Source organism: Candidatus Accumulibacter propinquus (genome assembly GCF_056856495.1).
This window is the reverse complement of sequence record NZ_JBSEHC010000002.1, coordinates 309,696-333,096: the sequence shown is the minus strand read 5'-3', so window position 1 is coordinate 333,096 and position 23,401 is coordinate 309,696. Positions and strand designations below refer to the sequence as shown.

17 protein-coding genes and 1 other RNA gene are annotated in these 23,401 nt (G+C 63.7%); 13 read left to right on the top strand and 5 right to left on the bottom strand.

Features of this window, described 5'->3' with window-relative positions:
* Positions 1-13 precede the first annotated feature (13 nt).
* On the bottom strand, positions 14-1,327 hold the full coding sequence (paaK, locus tag AC15MQ_RS04040; protein ID WP_287665828.1) for a phenylacetate--CoA ligase PaaK: 1,314 nt from the start codon (positions 1,325-1,327) through the stop codon (positions 14-16).
* Between the two features lie 330 nt (positions 1,328-1,657).
* On the opposite strand from paaK, the gene AC15MQ_RS04035 reads away from it, so the two are divergent.
* From AC15MQ_RS04035 to AC15MQ_RS04000, 8 genes are all read left to right on the top strand, one after another.
* Entirely contained in the window at positions 1,658-2,992 is a 1,335-nt protein-coding gene (locus AC15MQ_RS04035) for an MATE family efflux transporter (protein WP_483079396.1), read from the top strand.
* 86 nt (positions 2,993-3,078) lie between these two features.
* Positions 3,079-3,828: a TonB-dependent receptor plug domain-containing protein gene (locus tag AC15MQ_RS04030; RefSeq protein ID WP_483079395.1), complete on the top strand. Its 750-nt coding sequence runs from the start codon at positions 3,079-3,081 to the stop codon at positions 3,826-3,828.
* Positions 3,825-4,463, top strand: a complete 639-nt coding sequence (locus AC15MQ_RS04025) for a TonB-dependent receptor domain-containing protein (protein WP_287665821.1) — start codon at positions 3,825-3,827, stop codon at positions 4,461-4,463. Before AC15MQ_RS04030 ends, AC15MQ_RS04025 begins: the two co-directional genes overlap by 4 nt.
* Before the next feature lie 11 nt (positions 4,464-4,474).
* The gene (locus AC15MQ_RS04020; RefSeq protein WP_483079394.1) at positions 4,475-5,038 is read left to right on the top strand and encodes a TOL_0243 family YfiR-like periplasmic protein; all 564 of its coding nucleotides are present in this window, start codon (positions 4,475-4,477) and stop codon (positions 5,036-5,038) included.
* 1 nt (position 5,039) lies between these two features.
* Positions 5,040-7,427, top strand: a complete 2,388-nt coding sequence (locus AC15MQ_RS04015; protein WP_483079393.1) for a response regulator — start codon at positions 5,040-5,042, stop codon at positions 7,425-7,427.
* A complete protein-coding gene (locus AC15MQ_RS04010; RefSeq protein WP_287654644.1) occupies positions 7,424-9,577 on the top strand; it encodes a putative bifunctional diguanylate cyclase/phosphodiesterase in 2,154 nt (717 codons plus the stop codon). Before AC15MQ_RS04015 ends, AC15MQ_RS04010 begins: the two co-directional genes overlap by 4 nt.
* Positions 9,578-9,992: 415 nt before the next feature.
* Positions 9,993-11,045 carry a GGDEF domain-containing protein gene (locus AC15MQ_RS04005; RefSeq protein ID WP_332335917.1) on the top strand — a complete coding sequence of 351 codons (1,053 nt, stop codon included), beginning with the start codon at positions 9,993-9,995 and terminating at the stop codon, positions 11,043-11,045.
* A 58-nt stretch (positions 11,046-11,103) separates the two neighbouring features.
* Positions 11,104-12,624: a diguanylate cyclase gene (locus AC15MQ_RS04000; protein ID WP_483079392.1), complete on the top strand. Its 1,521-nt coding sequence runs from the start codon at positions 11,104-11,106 to the stop codon at positions 12,622-12,624.
* Positions 12,625-12,679: 55 nt separating this feature from the next.
* Here AC15MQ_RS04000 and AC15MQ_RS03995 read toward each other — a convergent pair whose 3' ends face one another.
* Complete coding sequence (locus tag AC15MQ_RS03995) at positions 12,680-12,997, bottom strand: hypothetical protein (protein WP_287654641.1); 318 nt, start codon at positions 12,995-12,997, stop codon at positions 12,680-12,682.
* A 233-nt stretch (positions 12,998-13,230) separates the two neighbouring features.
* On the opposite strand from AC15MQ_RS03995, the gene AC15MQ_RS03990 reads away from it, so the two are divergent.
* The 5 genes from AC15MQ_RS03990 to AC15MQ_RS03970 all read left to right on the top strand — a co-directional run bounded on the left by AC15MQ_RS03990 (position 13,231) and on the right by AC15MQ_RS03970 (position 21,074).
* On the top strand, positions 13,231-14,148 hold the full coding sequence (locus tag AC15MQ_RS03990; RefSeq protein ID WP_483079391.1) for a fructosamine kinase family protein: 918 nt from the start codon (positions 13,231-13,233) through the stop codon (positions 14,146-14,148).
* A 95-nt stretch (positions 14,149-14,243) separates the two neighbouring features.
* Positions 14,244-15,905 (top strand): hypothetical protein, encoded by a 1,662-nt coding sequence (locus tag AC15MQ_RS03985; protein WP_483079390.1) that lies wholly within the window; start codon positions 14,244-14,246, stop codon positions 15,903-15,905.
* 90 nt (positions 15,906-15,995) lie between these two features.
* A complete protein-coding gene (locus tag AC15MQ_RS03980) occupies positions 15,996-18,674 on the top strand; it encodes a cation-translocating P-type ATPase (protein ID WP_483079389.1) in 2,679 nt (892 codons plus the stop codon).
* Positions 18,675-18,678: 4 nt separating this feature from the next.
* Positions 18,679-20,172 (top strand): bifunctional aminoglycoside phosphotransferase/ATP-binding protein, encoded by a 1,494-nt coding sequence (locus AC15MQ_RS03975; protein WP_483079388.1) that lies wholly within the window; start codon positions 18,679-18,681, stop codon positions 20,170-20,172.
* 503 nt (positions 20,173-20,675) lie between these two features.
* Positions 20,676-21,074, top strand: a complete 399-nt coding sequence (locus AC15MQ_RS03970) for a hypothetical protein (RefSeq protein WP_350497034.1) — start codon at positions 20,676-20,678, stop codon at positions 21,072-21,074.
* A gap of 183 nt (positions 21,075-21,257) precedes the next feature.
* Here AC15MQ_RS03970 and ssrA read toward each other — a convergent pair.
* The 3 genes from ssrA to AC15MQ_RS03955 form a co-directional block, all read right to left on the bottom strand.
* Positions 21,258-21,561: a transfer-messenger RNA gene (gene ssrA / locus AC15MQ_RS03965) on the bottom strand.
* A 9-nt stretch (positions 21,562-21,570) separates the two neighbouring features.
* Complete coding sequence (fliE, locus tag AC15MQ_RS03960; protein WP_287654635.1) at positions 21,571-21,894, bottom strand: flagellar hook-basal body complex protein FliE; 324 nt, start codon at positions 21,892-21,894, stop codon at positions 21,571-21,573.
* Positions 21,895-22,008: 114 nt separating this feature from the next.
* Positions 22,009-23,388 (bottom strand): sigma-54-dependent transcriptional regulator, encoded by a 1,380-nt coding sequence (locus tag AC15MQ_RS03955; protein WP_483079387.1) that lies wholly within the window; start codon positions 23,386-23,388, stop codon positions 22,009-22,011.
* Between the last annotated feature and the right edge of the window lie 13 nt (positions 23,389-23,401).

Here is a 23,401-nt window from a genome sequence, read left to right as displayed (position 1 = left end):
CCTGCTGACCTGATTACTCGCCGGGCCGCCGGTCGATGACCCGCCGCGCCTTGCCGAGCGAGCGTTCGATGCCGCCGATGTCGACGATGCGCACCTCCGTCGAGATACCGACAAAGGATTTGATGTGGCGTTGCAGCGTATGCGCGACGTACTCCTTGTCGACCGCCGGCAGGTAGCGGTACTCGCGCTTGAGTTCGACGTCGACGGCAAAGGAGTCGAGGTGACCGTCGCGCCAGACCTCGATCAGGTAATGCGGCGAAAGCTTCGGCTGCTTGAGGATCAATTCCTCGATCTGCGAAGGAAAGACGTTGACTCCGCGAATGATCAACATGTCGTCCGAACGGCCGGTGATCTTGGCGATCCGCCGCATCGAGCGCGACGTCGGCGGCAGCAGGGAGGTCAGGTCGCGCGTGCGGTAGCGGATCATCGGCAGCGCCTCCTTGGAGAGCGAGGTGAACACCAGTTCGCCGTAGCTGCCGTCGGGAAGCACCGCGCCGCTGGCCGGATCGATCACTTCGGGGTAGAAATGGTCTTCCCAGATCACCGGCCCGTCCTTGCTTTCGACGCATTCGCTGGCGACGCCGGGGCCGATGACTTCCGACAGCCCATAGAGGTCGATGGCGTCAATGCCGAAAGTGGCCTCGATTTCAAGGCGCATCTGTTGCGTCCAGGGTTCGGCCCCGAACAGGCCGAGCCGCATGCCGGTCGACGCCGGGTTGACGCCCTGCCTCTTGAACTCGTCGGCGAGGTTGAGCAGATACGACGGCGTCACCATGATGATGTCCGGCTTGAAGTCGACGATCAACTGCACCTGTTTTTCGGTTTGCCCACCGGACATCGGGATCACCATGCAACCCAGACGTTCGGCCCCGTAGTGCGCACCGAGACCGCCGGTAAACAGACCGTAACCGTAGCCGATGTGCACCATGTCGCCGCGCCGCCCGCCGGCGGCGTGGATCGAACGCGCCATCAGTGTCGCCCACATGTCGATGTCGTTCTGCGTATAGCCCACCACGGTCGGCTTTCCGGTGGTGCCCGAAGACGCATGCACCCGCACCACCTGGTCGCGCGGTACGGCGAACATCGCGAAGGGGTAGTTGTCGCGCAGATCGGCCTTGGTCGTGAATGGGAACTTGCGCAAGTCGTCGAGCGTTTTCAGATCGTCGGGATGCACGCCGTGCGCATCGAACTTGCGGCGGTAATGGTCGACATGATCGTAGGCGTGCCGCAGCGACCAGCGCAGGCGCTCGATCTGCAGCGTGGCGATCTCGTCGCGGCTGGCGGTTTCGATGGCTTCGTAGGCGGTAGTGCTGGCGGCTGCGACCATTTTGCGCGTCTCCCTGCTGGGCAAAAGTCGAAACCCTATTACAAGCGCGGTTGTGTTTCAACCCGCAGCGTCGGAATCCGGGCAGAAACTTCGCGCAGCCGCAGCAAAATCCGCCTTTACCGGCGTCGTGCCCCCGCTCAGCCGCAAAATCCGGTAGCCTGCAGGGACTTCCGAGCTGCCTTCGTCCCGCATGCTGATCCATACCTTCGATCGCGCCACTCGCACGCCTGCTCGTTGGCGCGCGTGCGCTCGCCTTGCCGAGATCCGGGAAGCCGCCGGCAGCAAAAGCTTCGGCAGGCGTGTCGCAGCGCCGAGGCGACGGTCTAGCGCATGTTAGCGCAGCAGTTCCGACGGATTCTCGCGCACGCGCTGCCGATGCTGGTCGCGCACCTGGCTTCGATGGGCATGATGGTCATCGACACCGTCCTGCTCGGCCACTACGGGACTGCCGATCTGGCCGCGGTGGCGGTGGGCGGCGGCATCTACATCTCGGTGCTGTTTGCGTTGGCCGGCATCCTGCAGGCCGTCGCACCGACCGTCGCGCACCTGCACGGCGCCGGCCACGACGAGCAGATCGCCGCAGCCCTGCAGCAGGCGCTGTGGCTGGCGCTGCTGCTGAGCGTGCCCGGCGTGCTGATTCTGCTCCACCCGGATCCCCTGCTGGCACTGTCGCGGATCGACCCGGAGGTCGAAGGCAAGGCCCGCGCCTACCTGGGCCTGCTCGCCATCGGCCTGCCGGCAGTCCTGCTCTACCGGACCTTCCACGCTTTCTGCAACGCCCTCGGCAGGCCTCGACCGCTGTTGCTGATCAGCATCGGCAACACCCTGCTGCACGCCGTACTGGCCTACTTGCTGGTCACCGGCCGCTGGGGAGGCGAAGCGCTCGGCGTGCTCGGCTGTGGTCTGTCGAACGCCAGCGTGGGATGCTTCTCAATGCTCTGTGCGGCGGGCTACATGGCCTGCGGCAGGCCATTGCGGCCCTATCGGCTGTTCAGCGGCTGGCAACCACCGCGCCGCAAGGCGCTGCACGATCTGCTGCGGCTCGGATTGCCCATGGGCTGTTCGCATTTCGTCGAGATTTCCTCGTTCACGCTGATGGCCTTGTTCGTCGCACAGCTCGGAGCAACGGTACTGGCCGGCCACCGCATCGTCGCCAACCTCGCCGCGATCTGCTACATGCTGCCTCTGGCACTGGCCGTCGCCACCCTGGCGCAGGTCGGACAGGCAGCCGGCGCGCGTGACTGGCGACGCGCCGAATCGTCGATCGCCGCCGGCATGCTGCTGGCCGGTGGCCTGTCGGCGCTGCTCGGGCTGCTGTTGTGGTCGATCGCCGGGCCACTCGTCGCCGCCTACACCGACGACCCGGCCGTGCAGACGGTGGCCCTGGGACTGCTCGGCTATGTGGCCCTGTACCAGGTCTTCGACGCCGTGCAGACCGTTGCCGCGCACGCCCTGCGCGGCTACCGGATCGCCTTCGCGCCGATGCTGGTGCACCTCGCCTGCTTCTGGGGCGTCGGCCTTTTCGGCGGCTGGTGGCTGGCCTTCCGAATCAGCCAGCCAATGGGCGTCGCCGGCTTCTGGCTGGCCTCGGCGCTCAGTCTGCTGCTCGCGGCAATCCTGCTCGGCGCCCTGCTACGACATGCTGTCTTGGCGATCAAGCCATAGTCGGTGGCGCCGGAAGTGGACTATCCCTACAATCCTGCCCAACCCCGGATGGAGAAATAACAAGGGAACGGCGTCCTCCTGGCACGTTGCGATTCCTTCCCCTGGCCATCGTACTGGCCCTGGGCTGCGCCTCGGTCACCGCCGCCGACGCGCAGGACCCCCCGGACATCGGTCTCGAGGAACTGCTCGGCGTCGAGGTCACCAGCGTCTCACGCAAGGCCGAACGCCTGCACGATGTCGCCGCGGCGGTGTTCGTCATCAGCCGCGAGGACATCGAACGTTCGGGTGCAACCAGCATTCCCGAGGCCTTGCGCATGGCCCCCGGGGTCAACGACGCCAGCCTCGCCAACAACCGCTGGGCGGTCAGCATCCGCGGCTTCAACGACCGCTGGGGCAACAAGCTGCTGGTATTGATGGACGGGCGCAGTATCTACTCACCGCTGTTTTCCGGCGTCGTCTGGGAGGACCAGGACACGCTGCTCGAAGACATCGACCGCATCGAGGTGGTGCGTGGCCCGGGCGCGGCGATGTGGGGCGCCAACGCGGTCAATGGGGCGATCAACATCATCACCCGTCGGGCGCGCGACACGCAGGGCAACCTGCTGGTCGGCGCGGCCGGTACCGAGGAACGCGCACTGGTCGCTTTTCGCCATGGGGGAGAGGCGGGCAACGGTCATTTCCGCGTCTGGGGAAAAGCCTTCACGCGTGATCAGGCAGTCACCGCCGATGGCCGCAGCGGCAACGACTACTGGCACGCCGAACGCGTCGGGTTTCGTGGCGACTGGGTGACCGGCAACGGTCAGCGGCTGATGACATCCCTGACGACCACCAGTTGAAAGTCGAAACGGTGCTCGCCTACGAACTCGGTTACCGACAACAATTCGCCGCCAACCTGTCCGCCGATGTCGCCACTTTCTACAATCAGTACGCAGACCTGCGCTCGGCGATGCTGGGCACGCAACAGCTTGCGTTCGCGCCGGCAGCGCACCTTATCCAGGACATCATCCCGGACAACAGCATCAAGGCGCGGACCAGTGGCGTGGAAGTCGCGCTCGACTGGTACCCGTTGACGTGGTGGCGAATCCAGCCGAGTTACAGCTTCCTGCGCCTGACCGCCACGTCGAAAAGCGGCGACCCGATCTCGGTCAACAACGCGAAGAACATCAACGCCAGCGATCCGCAGCATCAACTTTCGCTGCGTTCTTCGCTGTCGCTGTCCGACCGGCAGCAGTTCGACCTCTGGCTGCGCTACGTCAGCAGGCTCGGTGACAAGGATTCCCCACTCGGCGTTCCGGCTTACACCACCCTCGACCTGCGCTATGCGTGGCGGCCGACGCGCGATCTCGAAGTGTCGCTGGTCGGGCAGAACCTCCTCGACCACAGCCATCCGGAATTCGTGCCCGGTCTGCTGCCGTCGCAGCAACTCGAACTGCAGCGCGGCATGTACGTCAAGGCCAAGTGGCAGTTCTGAGAACAGGTGGCGTGATTTCCGTCGCCTGGCGCTGGTCAGCTGCACTCCCGGCAGTCGCCCTCGCCATGGCGCTCAGTAATAACGCCCCGGCACAGGGCAGCCTTGCCGAACCGCAGGCCAAAGCCGCCTTCGTGCTAAACTTCGCGCGCTATGTCGAGTGGCCAGAACGCACTTTCGCCACCCCGGAAGCGCCCTTGTTGTTCTGCCTGCTTGGCCGCGATTCGATCGGCAGCGCATTGACGGCACTGGAAAACCGCCAGGCGCAAGGACGTCCGGTAGCGGTACGATTGCTCGGCCACGTGGACGAAACGCGGCCCTGTCATGTGCTGTTCATCGGCGCTGCGGAAACCCGCCGCCTGGCCTATGTACTACGCACGCTCGCCGGCCAGACGGTGTTGACCGTCAGTGATGCCGACGGCTTCATCGATGTCGGCGGCGCAATCGGCATCGTTCAGGGCGAAGGAAGGCTGCAGTTCGAAGTCAATCGCGAAGCGCTTGAGCAGGCGCAGCTCAAGGCCAGTTCCAATCTGCTCAAACTCGCACGCAACCTGGCGAACTTCAAGGGAAAAAACTGAGATGCGCTTTGCCGATCGGCCACTGAAGGCCAAACTGATGCTGATCATCGGTCTGACGTCAGGCGCCGCCCTGCTGATCAGCACGCTACTGTTTGCCGCCTCGGAGATCAACAACTACCGCGAAGCCGAACTGGCCAAGTTGACCGGCATGGCCGAGGTTCTCGCCGCCAGCAGCGCCTCGGCGATCGCCTTCGATGATCGGCGCACCGGCAGCGAAACCCTCTCCGGCCTGCGCGCGCGCCCGGAAATCCTTTCCGGAGCGATCACTCTGCCGAGCGGCGCGATCTTCGCGCACTACCCCACCACGCAGGCCGCCACGGCAGCGACACAACCCGGCGCCGGCACGGCAATGGTCTCCGGATCTTACTGGAGCGACTCGCTGAAGATCGACTACCCGATCCGGCAGGGCATGGAGGTCATCGGCACCCTCAGCATCGTGTCCGACCTGAAGCCGATGTGGACCGCCACCGCACACCGCATGCTGCTCGTCTTCGCCGACGCGCTGGTCGCTTTCGGTGCGGCGCTGCTGCTCGCCGCACGCTTGCAGCGCTCGGTTTCGGGTCCGATTCTCGACCTGACGCGGGTGATGCGGCTGGTAGCCAGCGGCAATGACTATTCGCAACGCCTGCCGGTCCAGCGCCGCGACGAGGTCGGCGAACTGATCAGCGGCTTCAACGCCATGCTGCATGAAGTCGAGAGCCGCGACGATGAACTGCGGGAGCACCGCGCCACGCTCGAAAAGCAGGTCGAATCGCGCACCGCGCAACTACGGCTGGCCAAGGAACAGGCCGAAAGTGCCAACGTCGCCAAGTCGCGTTTCCTGGCCAACATGAGTCACGAGATCCGCACGCCGATGAACGGCGTCATCGGCATGGCCGACCTGCTGCTCGATACGCCGCTCTCCGAAGCGCAGCACCGCCAGATCGATACCTTGCGGATGTCGGCCGTGTCGCTGATGCACCTGCTCAACAACATCCTTGATCTGTCGAAGATCGAGTCCGACCGGCTCGAACTCGAATGCGTCCCTTTCAGCCCGAGGCGACTCGCGGAAGAAGTCGTGCAGCCGTTCATCGAAATGGCCTCGGCGAAGGGCATCCTGCTGAGCGCGGTGATCGCCCCGGACCTGCCCGAGGCGGTGCTCGGCGACCCCTATCGGGTCAAGCAGATCCTCAGCAACCTGTTGAGCAACGCCGTCAAGTTTACCGAGCGCGGCACGATCTTCCTCTCGCTCACTTGCGAGCCCTCCCCCGCAAACCAGGACAGCACTGATCAGGCGCGCTGCCGGATCTGTTACGCGGTCAGCGACACCGGCGTCGGCATCGCGCGCGCCACCGGCGAGAAGCTCTTCACCCCCTTCACCCAGGCCGACAATTCGACGACCCGCAAGTTTGGCGGCACCGGCCTCGGCCTGGTCATCATCCGCGAACTGGCGCAGCGCATGGAAGGTGAAGTCGGCTTCGAGAGCGAGGAAGGATGCGGCTCGACCTTCTGGTTCCGGCAATCCGCCGTGCGCCATCACGGCGCACTGCCGCCGCAGGCATCGTTGCCCGCCGCAGGCACGCGCGTCGGCGGACGCGTGCTGCTCGTCGAGGACAACGAGGTCAATCGCGAAATCTCCGGCGCCATCCTCAGGAGCCTCGGCTGCGAGGTCGATCTGGCACACGACGGCGCGCAGGCCGTAACCGCGGTGCGCACCACGGCCTATGACGCAATCCTGATGGATTGCCAGATGCCGGTGATGGACGGCTTCGAAGCGACGCGTCGGATTCGTACCATCGAGCAGGCCGCCGGTCGCAGCCCATTGCCGATCATTGCCCTGACGGCCAACGCCCTGGCCGGCGACCGCGAAGCTTGCCTGACTGCCGGCATGAACGACTATCTGGCGAAACCGATCAACCGGGCGCAACTGACTGCCGCTCTCGAACGTCACCTGCGGACGCAACTGCCTGCCGACGGCGCCGGCCCTCCGCGCGCCGCCGAGGCGGCGCTTCGCGAGCGGCGCGAAGTGTTGCTTTTCGACCCCAGCGTCGTCCAGTCGCTGCCGATGGTTGCCGACGGCAGCAATCCTGGGTTCGCCGACCGGGTCCTCGACCTGTTCGTCCAGAATGCCGTCAAATTGCTGGCGGAGATTGACGACGCCGCCAACCGGGGCGACGCGCCGGCACTGCAGCGTGCGGCTCATACGCTCAAGTCGTCGAGTGCGACGATCGGCGCCCTGGCGCTGTCGGAGCAGGCGAAGCGACTGGAGTTGTTGCTGCGCGCCGGTCAGCCGACCACCGCCGACTGGCCGGATATGTTGCGACGCGCGTACGCCGATTTCGAACAGGCGTTGACGCGACATCGTGCACTCGCCGCTGCAGCCTCCGAGAACAAGGGCGGAGGCAGATGAAAACACAGCCTGAACACGGGCGCGTGCTGCTCGTCGATGACGACGCGATGATCCGCATGCTGGCCGCAGAATCGCTGCGACACGCCGGCTTCGAGGTCAGCGAAGCCGACTGCGGTGAACAGGCGCTGCGCGTGTTCGAGGAAAGCCCCTTCGACCTGATGCTGCTCGATGTGCTGATGCCGGGCATCGACGGCTATACGGTTTGCGAACGTCTGCGCCGGCACCCGCGCGGCCAATGGTTGCCGATCCTGATGCTCACCGGCCTCAACGACAGCGAATCGATCGAACGCGCCTACCGCGCCGGCGCCACCGACTTCATCACCAAGCCGATCAACTGGCTGTTGCTGACGCAACGTGTGCGTTATGGTCTGCGCGCCAGCCACGCCATCGCCCTCGTGACGCACAGCCAGCAGCGACTGGCACACGCCCAACGCCTGGCGCGGATGGGCAGTTGGGAATGGTCGATCGCCGAGCAGCGATTCTCATGGTCCGACGAACTGCAGCAGATCTTCAGTGGCGACTGGAAGCTGGCCGGCGCGGCGACGCCCGAGAGGTTCCTCGACATGGTCCGCGAAAGTGATCGCGCCACCGTCGGCGCTGCTCGCCAGGCGCTGCTCTTCGAAGGTACCGCCTACCAGCTGACCTACGGCATCGATCGACCAGACGCCACTCTTTGCGAGGTTTTCGAACAGGCGGTCGCGGTCCGCGACGGCAGCGGTCGCATCATCACGATCGAAGGCGTCACGCAGGACATCACCGAGCGCGTCGAGGCGCAGCGGCGCATCCAGCACATGGCCTTGCACGACGGGCTGACCGGCCTGGCCAACCGGCAGTTCTTCAGCCAACTGGTCGAGGTCGAACTCGAACGCTCCCGCCGCGACAAGAGCGCGTGCGCGATCCTGTATCTCGACATCGACCATTTCAAGACGGTCAACGATGCGCTCGGCGACGCTGCCGGTGATCAGTTGCTATGCACGCTTGCCGAACGGCTGCGCGCGGAGGTCCGCGGCGCCGACCTGCTGGCACTGAAACCGCCGATGCGTACCGCCGAAGTCGTGGCGCGCATCGACGGTGATGCCTTCACGGTGCTGGTGCTCGAAGTCCGCGCGGCCAGCCACGCCGCGCTGGTCGCCGAACGCTTGCTGAAGACGATTTCGCTGCCGCTGTTGCTCGGCGGCAGCGAAATCGTGCTCACCGCCAGTATCGGCATTGCCGTCTTTCCCCGCGACGGCAAGACGGTCGAGACACTATGGCGGCACGCCGAGCAGGCGATGTACGCCGCGAAGGCGACCGGCCCTTCGACCTGCCATTTTTTCGATAAAGAGATGAATGCCGCGGCCAGCGTCAAGCTCGGGCTGGAAAACGCGCTGCGACGAGCGATCGGCAACGACGAATTGCGCCTGCACTTTCAGCCCAAGGTCGACGCCGGCAGCGGCCGGTTGATCGGCGCCGAGGCACTGGTACGCTGGCAGCATCCGCAACGCGGCCTGCTCGGACCGGATCAGTTCATCGGCCTGGCCGAGGAATCGGGACTGATCGTCGCGCTCGGTGACTGGGTGGTGACCGCTGCCGCACGCCAGTTGCGGCAGTGGCAGGACGCCGGCCTGCCGCCGCTGCGCCTGTCGATCAATCTGGCCAGCCCAAGCTTCCTGCAGGAAGACATCGCCGACCGACTGGATGACGCGCTACGCCGGGCAGGCGTGTCGCCAGGGCAACTGCTGCTCGAACTGACCGAATCGCTGCTGATGGTCGATGCCGAGAGCACCATCGCCCGCCTGAACCGCTTGCGCGAGAAGGGCTTCGGCTTGTCGCTCGACGATTTCGGGACCGGTTATTCCTCGTTGAGCTATCTCAAGCGTTTTCCGCTCGACGAGTTGAAAATCGACCGATCGTTCATCACCGACGTGACCCTGGGCGACAAGGACGCCGCCATCGCCCTGTCGGTGATCGAACTCGGACGTCGATTCGGCATGCAGGTGGTCGCCGAGGGCGTCGAGACCCGCGCGCAGGCCGGCTTTCTGCTGGCCCACGGCTGCCCGATCCAGCAGGGTTACCTGTATTCGCCGCCGATCGCGGCCGATGACTTCGCAGCGCTGCTGCGCCGCGGCGACCGCTTCGATCGCGGACTGTTGGCGCAGACCGCCGAGTGACCCCCGCCTGCGCCGCCGGCACCGTAGTACTCTGCCATCCCCGCCCGTGAAAGGACCAGCGCATGACCAGCCGCTTCCGCAGTCTGTCGATTGCCCTGAAACTCAACTGATCGTATGTCAGGCACTTTTCAATCGGCTTGCACCGTGTCATCGCTGCCGGAACCGGCACGGCGATCATGGCCACGGCGCACAGGCTGGAGCTGGAGGTGATTGCCGATGGCGCCAAGACCCGCGCCCAGTTCGAATTCCTGCAACGAGCAAAATGCCCTAAACTACAAGCCGGTTTGTCCAGTCGCCTGCTGCCGCCCGCGACGCCGGCAGCGCCGCGGCTGCAGATTCACCCTGCCCCCGACAGCGAGAAACTGGCTTCGTGGAGAATGGCCGGTCAGCCAGACCCAACAGAGAGAAACCGACGATGAAGTATCGCCACAGCAGCGCCCAGAGCGCAGACTATCTGCGTCTGGCACTGAAGCAAATGACCAAGCAGAAAGCCGGCCTGCATCCGGCGAGTTATGCCATCTGGTACGAGTACGTGGCGAATCTCAACCCGGCGCTGCAGGCCGCGATCGATAACCACCTCGGCGACGAGGGGCCGCTCGACGACGAGGCGACCTACGCACTGTATGACCGCTACCTGGCCGAGCTCGACTCGAAGACCGCCTTGCGCATCGGCGACAGCGTCAGCCAAATCGTCGGCCAGGTTTCCGATTCCGCGGCGGAGGCGGTCGATCAGGCGTCCCGCTACGGCAGTTCGCTGGAACGCTGGACGGATACCCTGCTGCGCCCTGTAGACTCCCCCGGACCGCTGGCCGCCGGCGTCGAGGACATCCTGCGCGGCACCCGCGAGATGCAGGGCGCGATCAGCAGGCTGCAGGAGCAGCTCGCGGAGAGTACCCGCGAAGCGCAACAGCTCCGGCAGGAGGTCGCGCGCGCGCGCGAAGAGGCGCTGATCGACGCCCTGACCGGGCTGGCCAACCGCAAGAGCTTCGATCTTGCGCTGGCGGCCTGCCTGGCCGAGGCGCAGCCGGACCTGTCCGGTCCGTGCCTGTTGATGATCGATATCGACAATTTCAAACGCATCAACGACGCGCACGGACACGTCTTCGGCGACCGGGTCCTGGCCAAGGTCGGACAGATCCTCAGGGCCAATGTCAAGGGCAAGGACACGGCGGCGCGCTACGGCGGCGAGGAGTTCGCGGTGATCCTGCCGACAACACCGCGCGGCGGCGCCGTTGGCCTGGCCGAGGCCCTGCGGGCGCTGGTCTTCTCCAGCCGGGTGCGGCGCAGTGGCGACAAGGAAGCGCTGATCGGCAACATGTCCGTCTCGATCGGTGTCGCCGACTACCTCGGCGGCGAATCCGGCAGCGAATTCGTGGCCCGCGCGGATCGTGCGTTGTACACCGCCAAAATGCAGGGACGCAATCGGGTCATCCTTGCACCGCGTCCACAGCCTGAAGCAAGCCGTTGAGGCCGCAGCCGACGTCAGCCGCCGGTGCCGAAGCCAAACCGGCCGGGATGCCGTGGTGATGAATCACATCGAGCAGATCGACCAGCTTGTGCGGCATGCCGTAATCCCGATCTCGGGTTTGCTGTCGCTGTTGATGCCGGCCAATTCGCGCGTCGGGTTCGGCATCAAACGCCTGGACGGACGCTACCGACTCGCCAACCAGGCCATCGAGCAACTCCTGTGCCAGGGCACGGGTCGGTTGGCCGGAAGGTCGGAGAGCGACCTCCTGCCCGCAGATCGGGTCGAACGACTCGCTCACTGCGACCAGCTCATCATTGACGGAGCACCAGCGGCCTGCGTCGAGATCAACCTCCCCGCCAGTGGTGAACAGGGACGTCCCTATTTATGGCTGAAGCTCCCTGTCCTGGGCACCGACCAGCGTCTGCAGTCGATTGCCTCGGTCATCCACGAGATCTCCTCGCCACAAGCCAGTTCGGCCCTGCACCAGACACTCGACCGGCTGCAACAGGTCAACCAGCAATTGCAGCGAACCGTGATCGAACTCGAGCAGGTAGCCAGCACCGACAAACTCACCGGTGCCTGGAACCGGCGCCGTCTCGAAGAGTGCGCGCGCAAGGAAATGGATCGCCTCCACCGCTATGGTCAGCCGTTGAGCATGATCCTCATCGATATCGATTTCTTCAAGGCGATCAACGACCACAACGGCCATCACGCCGGCGACCAGGTGCTGCAGGCCTTGGCCGAGTTGCTGCAGGGACGACTGCGCGGGAGCGACTCACTGGCCCGTTGGGGAGGCGAGGAATTCGTCATCCTGTGCTCGGATACCCGACGGGCCAGTGCGGCGATCCTTGCCGAACGACTGCGTCAGCAGGTCGCAGCCGCAACCTTCATGGCCATAGGGCAACTCACGGTCAGCATGGGAGTTGCCGAATGCCGGCCCGAAGACTCCTGGGAGGAGTGGTTCGAGCGCGCCGATCAAGCGCTTTACCGGGCCAAGAGTGCCGGCAGGAACCAGGTCCAGGTCGCACCACAGGCGACGACCACGGACAGCATGAAGGATTACGTCATCGGAAGTTTCGTGCAACTGGTCTGGCACGCGGCGTACGAATGCGGCGACGAACTCGTCGACCGCGGTCACCGACTGCTTTTTGCGGACGCCAACGAACTGCTGTCGGCCATCCTCTCCGGACAAGCCGCGGCCAGCGTAGACGAGATCATCGACCGCCTGCTGGCCGACGTGCTGCAGCACTTCAACGATGAGGAGTCGGTCATCCTGGCGGCCGGTTTCCCCGGCACCGCCGAACACGTGCTGCTGCATCGACAACTCGTCCTCCAGGGACTGACGCTGGTCGACGCCTACCGCACGGGCAAACAGGGGGTCGGCGACGTTTTCCAGTTTCTGGCCTATGAGGTGGTCACCAAGCACATGCTCGGTGCCGACCGCGAGTTCTTTCCTTGTCTGCGAGCACAAGCTTCGTCAGCTTTCCGGCAAGGCGCAGGGGTCGCGGCGACAACGCCGCCCCAGCATGCTGACCACAGCGACCCGGCGACGCCAGGCGACCTGGTCTGCGAGGCCTGATGTACGGCCGCGCATCGCAGGAAGCGCTTGTCTTGCCTTCCTGGGCGGCCGAAACTTACTTCGACACGGCGGCCTTGGTGGCGTCGGCGGCCTTGACCACCATTTCCTTGCCGGCCTCCTTGGTCGCCTCGACGGCCTCTTTGGTGGCCTCCTTGGCAGCGGCTGTCGCGCCGACCGCACTCTCCTTGGCTGCGACGGCCGCGTCCTTGGCGGCTTCCTTGGTGGCCTCAGCCGCCGCGCCAACGGCTGCGCCGGCCTTCTTGGCCGATTCCTCGGCCTTCTGCCCGGATTCGGTGGTGGCCTTTGGTTTGTTGTCGCAGGCTGCAACGGCGATGGCCAGCATGGCGGAAAGGACGAGCAAGCGGGTTTTCATGAGAAGTGCCTCCGGGATATTGAAATGATCTGGATAGAGAGTGTACACGGGTCGTTTCGAGAACGCGTCGCGCGAGCCGCAGCCGCGACATGCCTGCCTGGTGCGTGGTCACCGACAGCCGGCACGCGTCGCCCTATCACAACACATTCCCCGGCACGAGTAAACCCGGCCCCGTGCGATGGCTCCAGGGTCGCGATGCTGACCGGCATTCGACTCAAGCCGCAAGGAGGGTCATGAGACCGGGCCAGGAGCAGCTCGATGCGCCGCTTGCTGCGGCACTGTGCGAGGCCATCAGCGGCGGCACGGGTTCACCGGCAAACATCGACTCGCTGACCGAAATCACCGGTGGTTCGATTTCGCGCGCGCTGATGTTGGCAAGCGCGGGCGAACGCTACTTCGTCAAACTGAACGACGCCAAACTGGCCGACATGTTCGCTGCCGAGGCTGATGGCCTGCGTGCGCTGGCCGCTTGTCCCGCACTGCGCGTGCCGCGGGTAGTCGGGCACGGCGTGAGCGGCCGGCAGGCTTATCTGCTCCTCGAATACCTGCCGCTGCAAGCCCTGCGTACAGGCCAGCACGGGGCGAAGGCCGGGCATGCACTGGCCGCACTGCACCGCCAGCGTGGTCTGCAGTACGGCTGGCATCGTGACAACTTCATCGGCAGCACAGTACAGCACAATGCCGAGCATCGCACCTGGCCCTTCTTCTTTGCCCACCGGCGCCTGTTGCCGCAGCTCGAACTGGCCAGGCGACACGCCCAGTACAACCGGCTGATCGCCGACGGCGAACGCCTGGCCGGCAAACTTGCGGCATTGTTCGTCAACCATCACCCACAACCCAGCCTGCTGCATGGCGACCTGTGGCACGGCAACGCCGCGACCGACCAGACGGGCACCCTGACCCTGTTCGATCCGGCCGTCCATTTCGGCGACCGCGAAGTCGATCTGGCGATGAGCGAGCTGTTCGGAGGTTTTCCGGACAGTTTCTACGCGGGCTACCGTGAGGCCTGGCCATTGAGCGACGGTTACGAGCAGCGCAAGACGCTGTACAACCTCTATCACGTGCTCAATCACTTGAACCTGTTCGGCAGCGGCTATCTTCGCCAGGCCGAGCGTATGGTCGGGACGCTGCTTGCCGAGCTTGGCTGCTGAATACCGGACAAGGCGAGCGCAGCAGCCTTCCGTGATGACCAGCCGCGGAGCAACCGTCGCACTGATCTTTTCTTGGATTCTTCATGGAGGTGAACATGCCAGCAGAGATCAGGGCCGCAGACCAGCGGGTCAGTCATTTCCGGCAGATCCTCATGTGGCCGCTGCAGTTGATGCCGTTGCCCGCCGATGCCCCCATCGACAGCCATAGCCAGTTGCTCGAAGCGGCCTCACCTGATAATCCGTGGCATGAACTCGTCGACGAGTTTTCCGGCGACCCCGGTCAATTCCACGAGCGCCACTACAGCGAGTTCGTCACCTTTCTGCCATACGTCCAGCGCTTCCTTTACGGTGAGGGCGGAGGCCAGAAGGCCATCGCGCGCTACGGCGAGTCACCGATCCGCATTTTCCGGCGTCATGACGTGGCGAAGGTACGGATGACCTTCAAGGAGGGCGACGAGGCGCTCAACTTCGAGATCGTGCACCTGGACCTGTATTTCTTCTACGACATCGACGTCGTCATCCTGGTCGTCGAAATTTGCGCCGACAACCTCGAACTGCGACAGGTACAGGACACGCTGTATCGCTTTGGCCGCGCCTATCCGCCGTACTGGGACGACGATGGCAGTGGCGGCCATTGCCTCAAACGTTGCGAGTGGCTGGCGGCGGACGGTCAGTTGTTGTCCGCTTCCGACTACGAGAAGCGCAGCAAGTACCTGTCTTTCGTCAGCCGTTTCCGTGCGCCGTGTATTTCCTCGCACTGGGAATTTTTGCTGCGCCCCCTGGTGCTGCACCACTCGGATGCGCAGGGTCTGGTCCGCTACCGGCAGATCGAGTATCACCGCATGCCGCTGCTGGCCTACCTGGCGATGGACGATCCGCGCACCTTGAGTCGCGGCGACTTCGCCCGCCTGGTCCTGGTCACCGGACCTGGAAAGCACGGCTCCCTGCCCTATTCCGACCAACATCTCGAAGGTTTTGAAAGCCGCTACTGCATCGACCGCTTCTGGCATCCACAGGCTGACGATCCGGGAACGCGCCTGCTGTCCTGCGGCCACGCCTTCGTGATGGTCGGCAGCGCCCATGACGATTACTTCACTGGACTGGAAACCGGTCTGCTCGGGCAGTTTCGCCACCAGTTCTTCCTGCTGGCACTGATTCCGCATTTCCACAAAGCGGCGCTGCTGATGCTCTCGGATCGTCTGGTCACGGCGCTCAATCGTCTGGAGATTGGCAACGCCGAATCGGTCAAGCAATTCAAACGCGCCATCCGGCAGATCCTCGAAGTCTTCCTGCGCTTCAGCCATCGCTACTGGTTCCATGAGATCTCGGATCAGGCACAGGCCAGAGCGCTGTTCAGCATGACCCGTGATCACCTGGGCACCGAAAATCTATACACCGAGCTGCGAGAGGAAATCCAGGACATGAGCCAGTACCTGGACAGCGACAGCCTGCGCCGGCAGGCCAACACGGTGGTGCGGTTGACGGTGGTGACCACAGCCGGACTGGTGGCGACGATCACCACCGGCTTCCTGGGAATCAATCTGATCGACGCCGCCCAGGACGGGTTGATCGACAGAATCCTCTTCTTTGCCCTGGTGGCCATTCCGTCGGTACTGCTCACTGGCTTCGCGGTCGTGAAGTCGAAACCGTTATCGGATTTTCTTGAGGCGCTGTCCGATGAACGTCTGTCGCATCGCGACAAGCTCGCCGCGCTGCTCCCCGTATGGCGAAAAAAGCGCCCGCCGGACGCCGGCTGAAGCGATCCTGGCCATTTCGGCTGATGCTTTGTTCCGGACAAGGGTGTAAATTGCTGTCTGGCTTCGCGCCATTAGCAGGAGTTTCGCCCCTTGCGGATCCACGCCCTCGATGTCGATGAAGCACTGGCCAGCCTGAAAACAGTGGCTGGCGGCCTCAGCACCGGTGAGGCGGCGCGTCGTCTGACGGAGTTCGGTCCGAACCATCTCGAAGAGGTGGAACGAGAACCTCTGCTGTTGCGTTGCGCACGCGAGTTCACCCACTTCTTTGCCATCATCCTGTGGATCGGCGCCGGTCTGGCCTTTATCGCCGAACATTTCGACCCGGGTCAGGGAATGGCGCGCCTCGGTGTGGCCATCGTCGGCGTCATCGTGGTCAACGGCATTTTCTCGTTTTGGCAGGAGTACAAGGCCGAACGCGCCGTCGCCGCGTTGCGCCAGTTGCTGCCACAGAAGGTCAAGACCCTGCGTGGCGGCGAGATCGTCGAGATGCTGGCCAGCGAACTGGTCCCGGGCGACATCGTGCTGCTCGAAGAAGGCGACTACGTTCCCGCCGACTGCCGGCTGATCGAGGTTTTCGGCCTGCGCGTCAACCTGTCTACGGTCACCGGCGAATCGCTGGCCAAGGCGCGCAACGTCGAGCCCAGCACCGAGGAATCCGCATTGCAGGCAAAAAACGTCGTGCTTGCCGGCACCTCGGTCGTTTCCGGACAGGGCCGCGGCGTCGTCTTCGCCACCGGGATGCACACCGAATTCGGACGCATTGCCCATCTTACGCAGACCGCAGGCGCAACAACTTCACCGCTGCAGCGCGAAATCGCGCGCCTCTCGCGCATCGTGGCCAGCCTGGCCACCGGCATGGGCGTGCTGCTGTTCTGTGTTGGCCAGGCAATGGGGCTGCCGACCTGGGAGAACCTGTTGTTCGCGATCGGGATCATCGTCGCCAATGTCCCGGAAGGATTGCTGCCCACCGTGACCCTGTCGCTGGCCATGGCCACGCAACGGATGGCCAGGCGCAATGCGCTGGTGCGCCATCTGCCGGCAGTCGAGGCCCTGGGTTCGACGACGGTGATCTGCAGCGACAAGACCGGTACGCTGACCCAGAACCATATGTCGGTACAGCAACTGTGGGTCGGTGGAGCGTTCCTGCCACGCGCAGAACTCGATAAGCAGGAGAACCTGATACCAGAACACCGCGAACTCTTCATCAATGCCGCCCTGTGCCACAACCTGAAGGACGTCGACGTGCACGGTCAACGCACCCAGCACGGTGATCCGATGGAAATTGCGCTCGCCGAGATCGGACGGGAAATGGTCGGAGATCTTCAGGGTTTCAGCCGCGTCGACGAAATCGCCTTCGATACCGACCGCAAGCGCATGTCGGTACTCTGCGAGACACCGCAGGGTCGCATGCTGTATTGCAAGGGTGCCCTCGAAACGGTGCTCGCCACCTGCCGGTTCATCCACTTCGATGCCGGTTTGGCAACGATCGATCCCGCCGCCCGCACACGTTTGCTGGCGGCACAGGACGAAATGGCTGGCGCCGGTCTGCGGGTGCTCGCTTTCGCGCATCGAGCGGTCGCTGATGGCGTTGTTCCCGTCGATGAGCAGGAAATGATCCTCGCCGGGCTGATCGGCCTGGAAGATCCACCGCGCAGCGCGGTGCCGGAAGCCATCGCGCGCTGCACGGCGGCGGGCATCCGGATCATCATGGTCACTGGCGACCATCCGCGTACGGCGCTGGCGATCAGCCGCCAGATCGGCCTCGTGCACAGCGAACAGGTGTCCGTGATCAGCGGCGAGCAGTTGCGTTTGATGTCCCCGACGCAACTGCAACTGGCACTGGATGCGCCGGAAATTATCTTCGCCCGCGTTGCCGCCGAGCAGAAAATGCGCATCGTCGAGGCGCTCAAGAAAAAAGGCGAGATCGTTGCGGTCACCGGCGACGGGGTCAACGACGCCCCGGCGTTGAAGACCGCCGACATCGGCATCGCCATGGGTATCAGCGGCACCGACGTCGCGAAATCTGCGGCCGACCTGATTCTGCTTGACGACAACTTCGCCAGCATCGTTTCCGCAATCGAAGAGGGGCGCGCGGTATTCGAGAACATCCGCAAGTTTCTCACCTACATCCTCAGTTCGAACATCCCGGAACTGGTACCCTATCTCGCCTTCGTGCTGTTCAGGATCCCGCTGCCGCTGACCATTCTTCAGATCCTGGCCGTCGACCTGGGCACCGACATGCTGCCCGCGCTGGCACTCGGCGCCGAGAAACCCGACCCGGCAGTGATGACCAGGCCGCCGCGCGCACGCGGCGAGCGCCTGCTGTCCTGGGGCCTGCTCGCGCGTGCCTATCTGTTCCTCGGCATGCTCGAAGCGACCGCGGCAATGCTGGCGTTCTTTTTCGTGCTCGACACCGGTGCCTGGCATTACGGCGAGGTTCTGGACCGCGCCGACCCGCTCTACCTGCAGGCGACGGCGGCCTGCCTGGCAACAATCGTCGTGATGCAGATGATCAATCTCTACCTCTGCCGGCACCCGCGCAGGTCTTCGTTCACTTACGGCCTGGGCGGCAACCCTTACCTGCAGTTTGGAATTCTCGCCGAACTGGCAGTGATCGTCTTCATCCTGTACGCCCCTGCCGGCAACTGGCTGTTCGGCACCGCGCCGATTAGCGGTGCCAGCTGGCTGCTGGCCATCGCCTGTGCAGCCCTGATGTACTTGCTCGAAGAGCTTCGCAAAGCCGTGTTGCGGCGCACCACGAAAGACTGAGACCATGCGCCAACCCCTGCCGCCACTGATTGAAGCGATGTTCGATACGGCACGATATCCCGACCCGGCGGCGCGCGTCGATCTCGTCGAGACGCACGCCTCGTGGCTTCTGCTGGCGGGGGATTTCGTCTACAAGATCAAGAAACCGGTACTTCTGCCCTTTCTCGACTACGGCTCGCTCGACAAGCGGCTGGCGTGCTGTGAAGCCGAGCTGCGCCTCAACCGACGCTTTGCCCCGGAGCTCTATCTTGCAGTCGTGGCCCTTACTGGCACGCCGGAAGACCCGCAGGTCGGCGGCTGCGGGCCGGCAATCGAGTACGCGGTCAAGATGCGCCGTTTCGCCGAAGCCGGCAGACTGGACCGCCTCTGCGCGCGCGGCCAATTGCGACCGCATCAGATCTCCGAACTCGCCGCAACCATCGCCGGATTTCATCAGGAGGCGCTGGCGGCGCCCCCCTCGACGCGCTTCGGCGAACCCGAACAGGTTCTGGCACCGGCGCTGGCCAACTTTGACGAACTCGCCAGGCTGCTGTCCGGCGACTCCGAGCGCATGCGACTACTGCAGCTGGCCGACTGGACCCGCAGCGAGTTTGCCCGCCTGCGCCCGCGTTTCGCGTTCCGCAAGGCGGAGGGACGGGTGCGCGAGTGTCATGGTGACCTGCATCTCGGCAATCTGGTGCAGATCGACAAGCGCGTGACCCTATTCGACTGTATCGAATTCAGCGAAGACTTGCGCTGGATCGACGTCGCCAGCGAAATCGCCTTCACCTACATCGACCTGCTCGACCATCAGCAACCGGGGCTCGCCAACTGGCTGGTCAACGAATGGCTCGCGTGCAGCGGTGACTACGACGCGCTGCAGGTGCTGCGCTTCTACGCCGTCTATCGTGCACTGGTACGTGCCAAAGTGGCCGCAATCCGGTCAGTGCAGAGCAGCGCTGCTCACCGCCAGGCGTACGACTACCTGGCGCTTGCCGAGCACCTCGTCGCCAAACCTGCAGCACGCCTGCTGATTACTCATGGGGTCTCGGGCTGCGGCAAGAGTCGCGCATCGAAACGTATCCTGCTCGGCGACAATTCGGCAACGACCGTCCGCCTGCGCTCCGACATCGAACGGAAACGACTGTTAGGCGTCGCAGCAACCGCCAGCAGCGGCTCGGCCCTGAATCGCGGCATCTATTCCAGGAACCGCAGCGAACTCACCTACCGACGCTTGCACCTGCTGACCCAGGAGTTGCTTGCTGCCGGCTGGTCGGTCATCGTCGACGCGACCTTCCTTGAGCGAGCCTGGCGCGATTCCTTCCGGACGCTCGCTACTCAGTCGGGAGTAGCCTTCGGGATCGTCGCGCCGCAGGCGAAACCGGCACAGTTGCGGTCGCGGGTGCGCGGCCGACTCGCAAGTGGCCACGACGCCTCCGAAGCCACTCTCGCTGTGCTCGCGCAGCAATTGGCGCGAGTCGAACCGCTGAGTGCCGACGAACTCGGTTGCCTGCTGTAGGAGGGCCATACCGGCATACCAAGCGCTCAGGGCATGTCACCGTACCGTTTGTCGGAAAATTTTACATATCAATCCGACAGGGTCGTGATCAGCAGCCGTAATCCTTTGGTTTACATGCAAACATGACGAAAACAGGCGACTAGCATGATTTTTGCTGGTGCATGCTTGCCAAACGCTTTAACCGCTGCAAGCAGCGTGCTCAGGCGGGGCGCGGGGCGATGATGGTCATCCCGGAGGCATATGTCGCGATTCCCCCTGGGGGCTTCGAGCTTGAGTGCAAACTCCCTGGGGGCACCAGCTGACAGGAGCCTGCCGAGCCATGCGGTTGGCCTGGGACCCGCGTCGGCAGGCACGCGTTTTCAGTTGTCCTTGTAACCTCTTGCATGTCCTTGAGTGAATATTATGACTGTTGTTTGCATCGGTCACAGCGACCACGAAGACCTCGGCGCAGGGTTCTCACTCGTCAAACGCCACCTTGGCAGCGCCTGGAGTAGAATGGGTCCTTGTTTCGGCGCTTCGCGTCTTGTTTTGGGAAAGGCCGCGCCATGAATATCTTGAACAACTGGAAGATGCTCGATTTCGTCACGCGTGACGGTGAGGCGCTGGTGTGTATCGAAGGGCGAGTGTATGGCAACAATCCGCGCTTCCCTTCGTCTTCGCACATCCGGACCTCACCGGTCGTGGGTTACAGCCTGGACTCCAACTCGATGGTGGTGATGACTCGGCGCGGCTCCGAATACCTGCTGGGCAAACCTGATCCATCAGAAACCTTTGCCCAACAGCGTCTGATCAGACGCCTGACGCGCCTTCATCCGACAGCAGAACCAGGCTTCAACGCACTGGAGTCGCAATTGACTGGTTTCAGCGAGCGCGAAACTGAAGAGACCGTCAAGGAACGCTGACCGCACGAACAGATCTGTCCATCGGGTCCCGTTCGCGGGTTGAACGGGACGTGGACGCGAATTACGACTAATGAGTCAGAGGGCGTTGCGCTTCTGCCAATCGTTTCGTGCAACCCCGCGTTACAGTGACATGACTTCCGCGGTGGTCGATTTTTCCCTGGCAAACGCTTCGAACTGACAACGCGACGGCGGGGGCCGAAGCCCCCGCCGATAGCCATTCTGTTTATTGGACGGCTACGTCCTCAGCAGGCCTTAAGCGGCCAGTGCGAAACGCTCATCGTTGGCGTTTATGGATTTGCTCGGATTACGTCCGTCGCCTTTCGGATCGCCTGCGCGCCATCTGTCACCCTGTCGAAACCAGTGCACCCCCTCATGGTGGAGGTGGCGGGAATCGAACCCGCGTCCAGAACGCTTCCGGTCTGCCGGAATTACGATCATGCTTGGCATTATGGGGGCCCGGACGCCCGAATACAAGACCAGAACGCCATTGCTCGCATCAGATCTGCATGTTCATCACATCGTGGTAAGCGGAAACCAGTTTGTTGCGCACCTGGATCATCTCCTGAAAAGAGATGTTCGCCTTCTGCAACGCAATCATGACCTCGTGCAGGTTCTCGGTGCTGTTGCCGGCGGCAAAATTTGCCGCCATCGTCTCCGCCTGTTGCTGCGTCTGACTAACCTGTGCAATCGAAGCCTGTAATACCTGCGCGAAGTCGGTGCCACCTGCAGGTGTATTCTGCCCCTCGGCGACGCGACCACCCGCCGCTGCCGACGAAGCCCGCAGCATGCTCAGCATCTGGTCAATTCCCTTGCTTTCCATTCGTCTCTCCAAACCGTCATGACGCACAAACGCGCGTGCCTGCAGCGCCGCTCAGTAACATAAAGCAAAAATTACGCCGCACCTTCGGTCGTGCCAAACATTGCAACCAGGAATTCAGTTCTTCAGGAAACCCTCAAGACGATACTGTCGCAATTTGTAACGCAAGGTTCTCTCGGACATGCCCAGGCGCTCCCCCGCCAGCTTTCGTGACCCTCCTGCGGACGCCAGTGTCTCCAGGATGTGGTCGCGTTCCACTTCCCGCAGCTTGTCGGTTTTCGGGAGCCTTGCCGGAGGTGCGCTGGCGTTCGGAAGCTGCGGTTGCGGTTGCGGTTGCGGTTGCTGGACGTCGAGCGGAGCGATGTGAGTCGCCGCCGTCAGATGGAGCGCTCCGACTTCGACGATATCGCCGGGTGCGAGAATGACGGCTCGCTGAATCACGTTTTCCAGTTCGCGGACATTGCCAGGCCAGGCATGCCGCAGGAGTGCGGATTCGGCTGCCGCCGACAGGCGCAAACCGGGACGACCGGCGCGGCCGCCGTGTGCCGCCAGAAAATGTCGGGCCAAGGGGACGATGTCGTTGGCGCGCTGCCGCAGCGCCGGAATCAGCAGCGGAAAGACGTTGAGCCGATAATACAGATCCTCACGAAACAGTCCCTTCGCCACGGCTTCGGCGATGTCCCGATTGGAGGTAGCCACGACACGGATATCGAGCGCTACCGGCTTCTTGCCACCTACCCGTTCGACTTCGCGCTCCTGCAGGACACGCAACAGTTTGGCCTGCAGGCCAAGCGGCATTTCGGTGATCTCGTCGAGCAACAACGTGCCATGCTGCGCCTGTTCGAATTTGCCGGCCTGCGCCTGCTGGGCACCACTGAACGCACCCTTTTCATGACCGAAAAGCGTTGCCTCAAGCAGTCCATCCGGGATGGCCGCGCAGTTGATGGCTACGAAAGGGCCTTTGCTGCGCCCCGAGTAATGGTGAATATGGCGAGCCACGACCTCTTTGCCGACGCCGCTCTCGCCGGTCAGCAAGACCGTGGTATCACTCTGCGCGACCCGGCCGGCAAGCGCAAAAAGGTTCCTGGTCAGCACATCATGGGCAATGACGCCATCGTCGTCCAGCGCTTCCGGCAGGCGATAGCGCAGCACATGTTCGAGTAGTGCCTTCGGCTCGAAAGGCTTGAGGAGAAAATCACACGCGCCTGCGCGCATCGCTTCGACGGCCCGGTCGACGTCGGCGAAAGCCGTCATCAGGACCACCGGAAGTTGCGGAAAGCGGCTGCGGATTTCCTTCAACAAGGCAATGCCGTCGATCGGAAGCATGCGCACATCGCTGACGACCAGCGACACGGCACGCTTGGCGAGCAATTGCAACGCCTCCTCGCCGCCGCCGGCCGAGACTACCGCCTGCCCGGCCAGTTCAAGCGTATCGCATACCGCCTCACGCAGTGCGGCGTCGTCCTCAACAATCAGAATCGGGAATCCGCCCGCCATCCGTTCCAGCCTT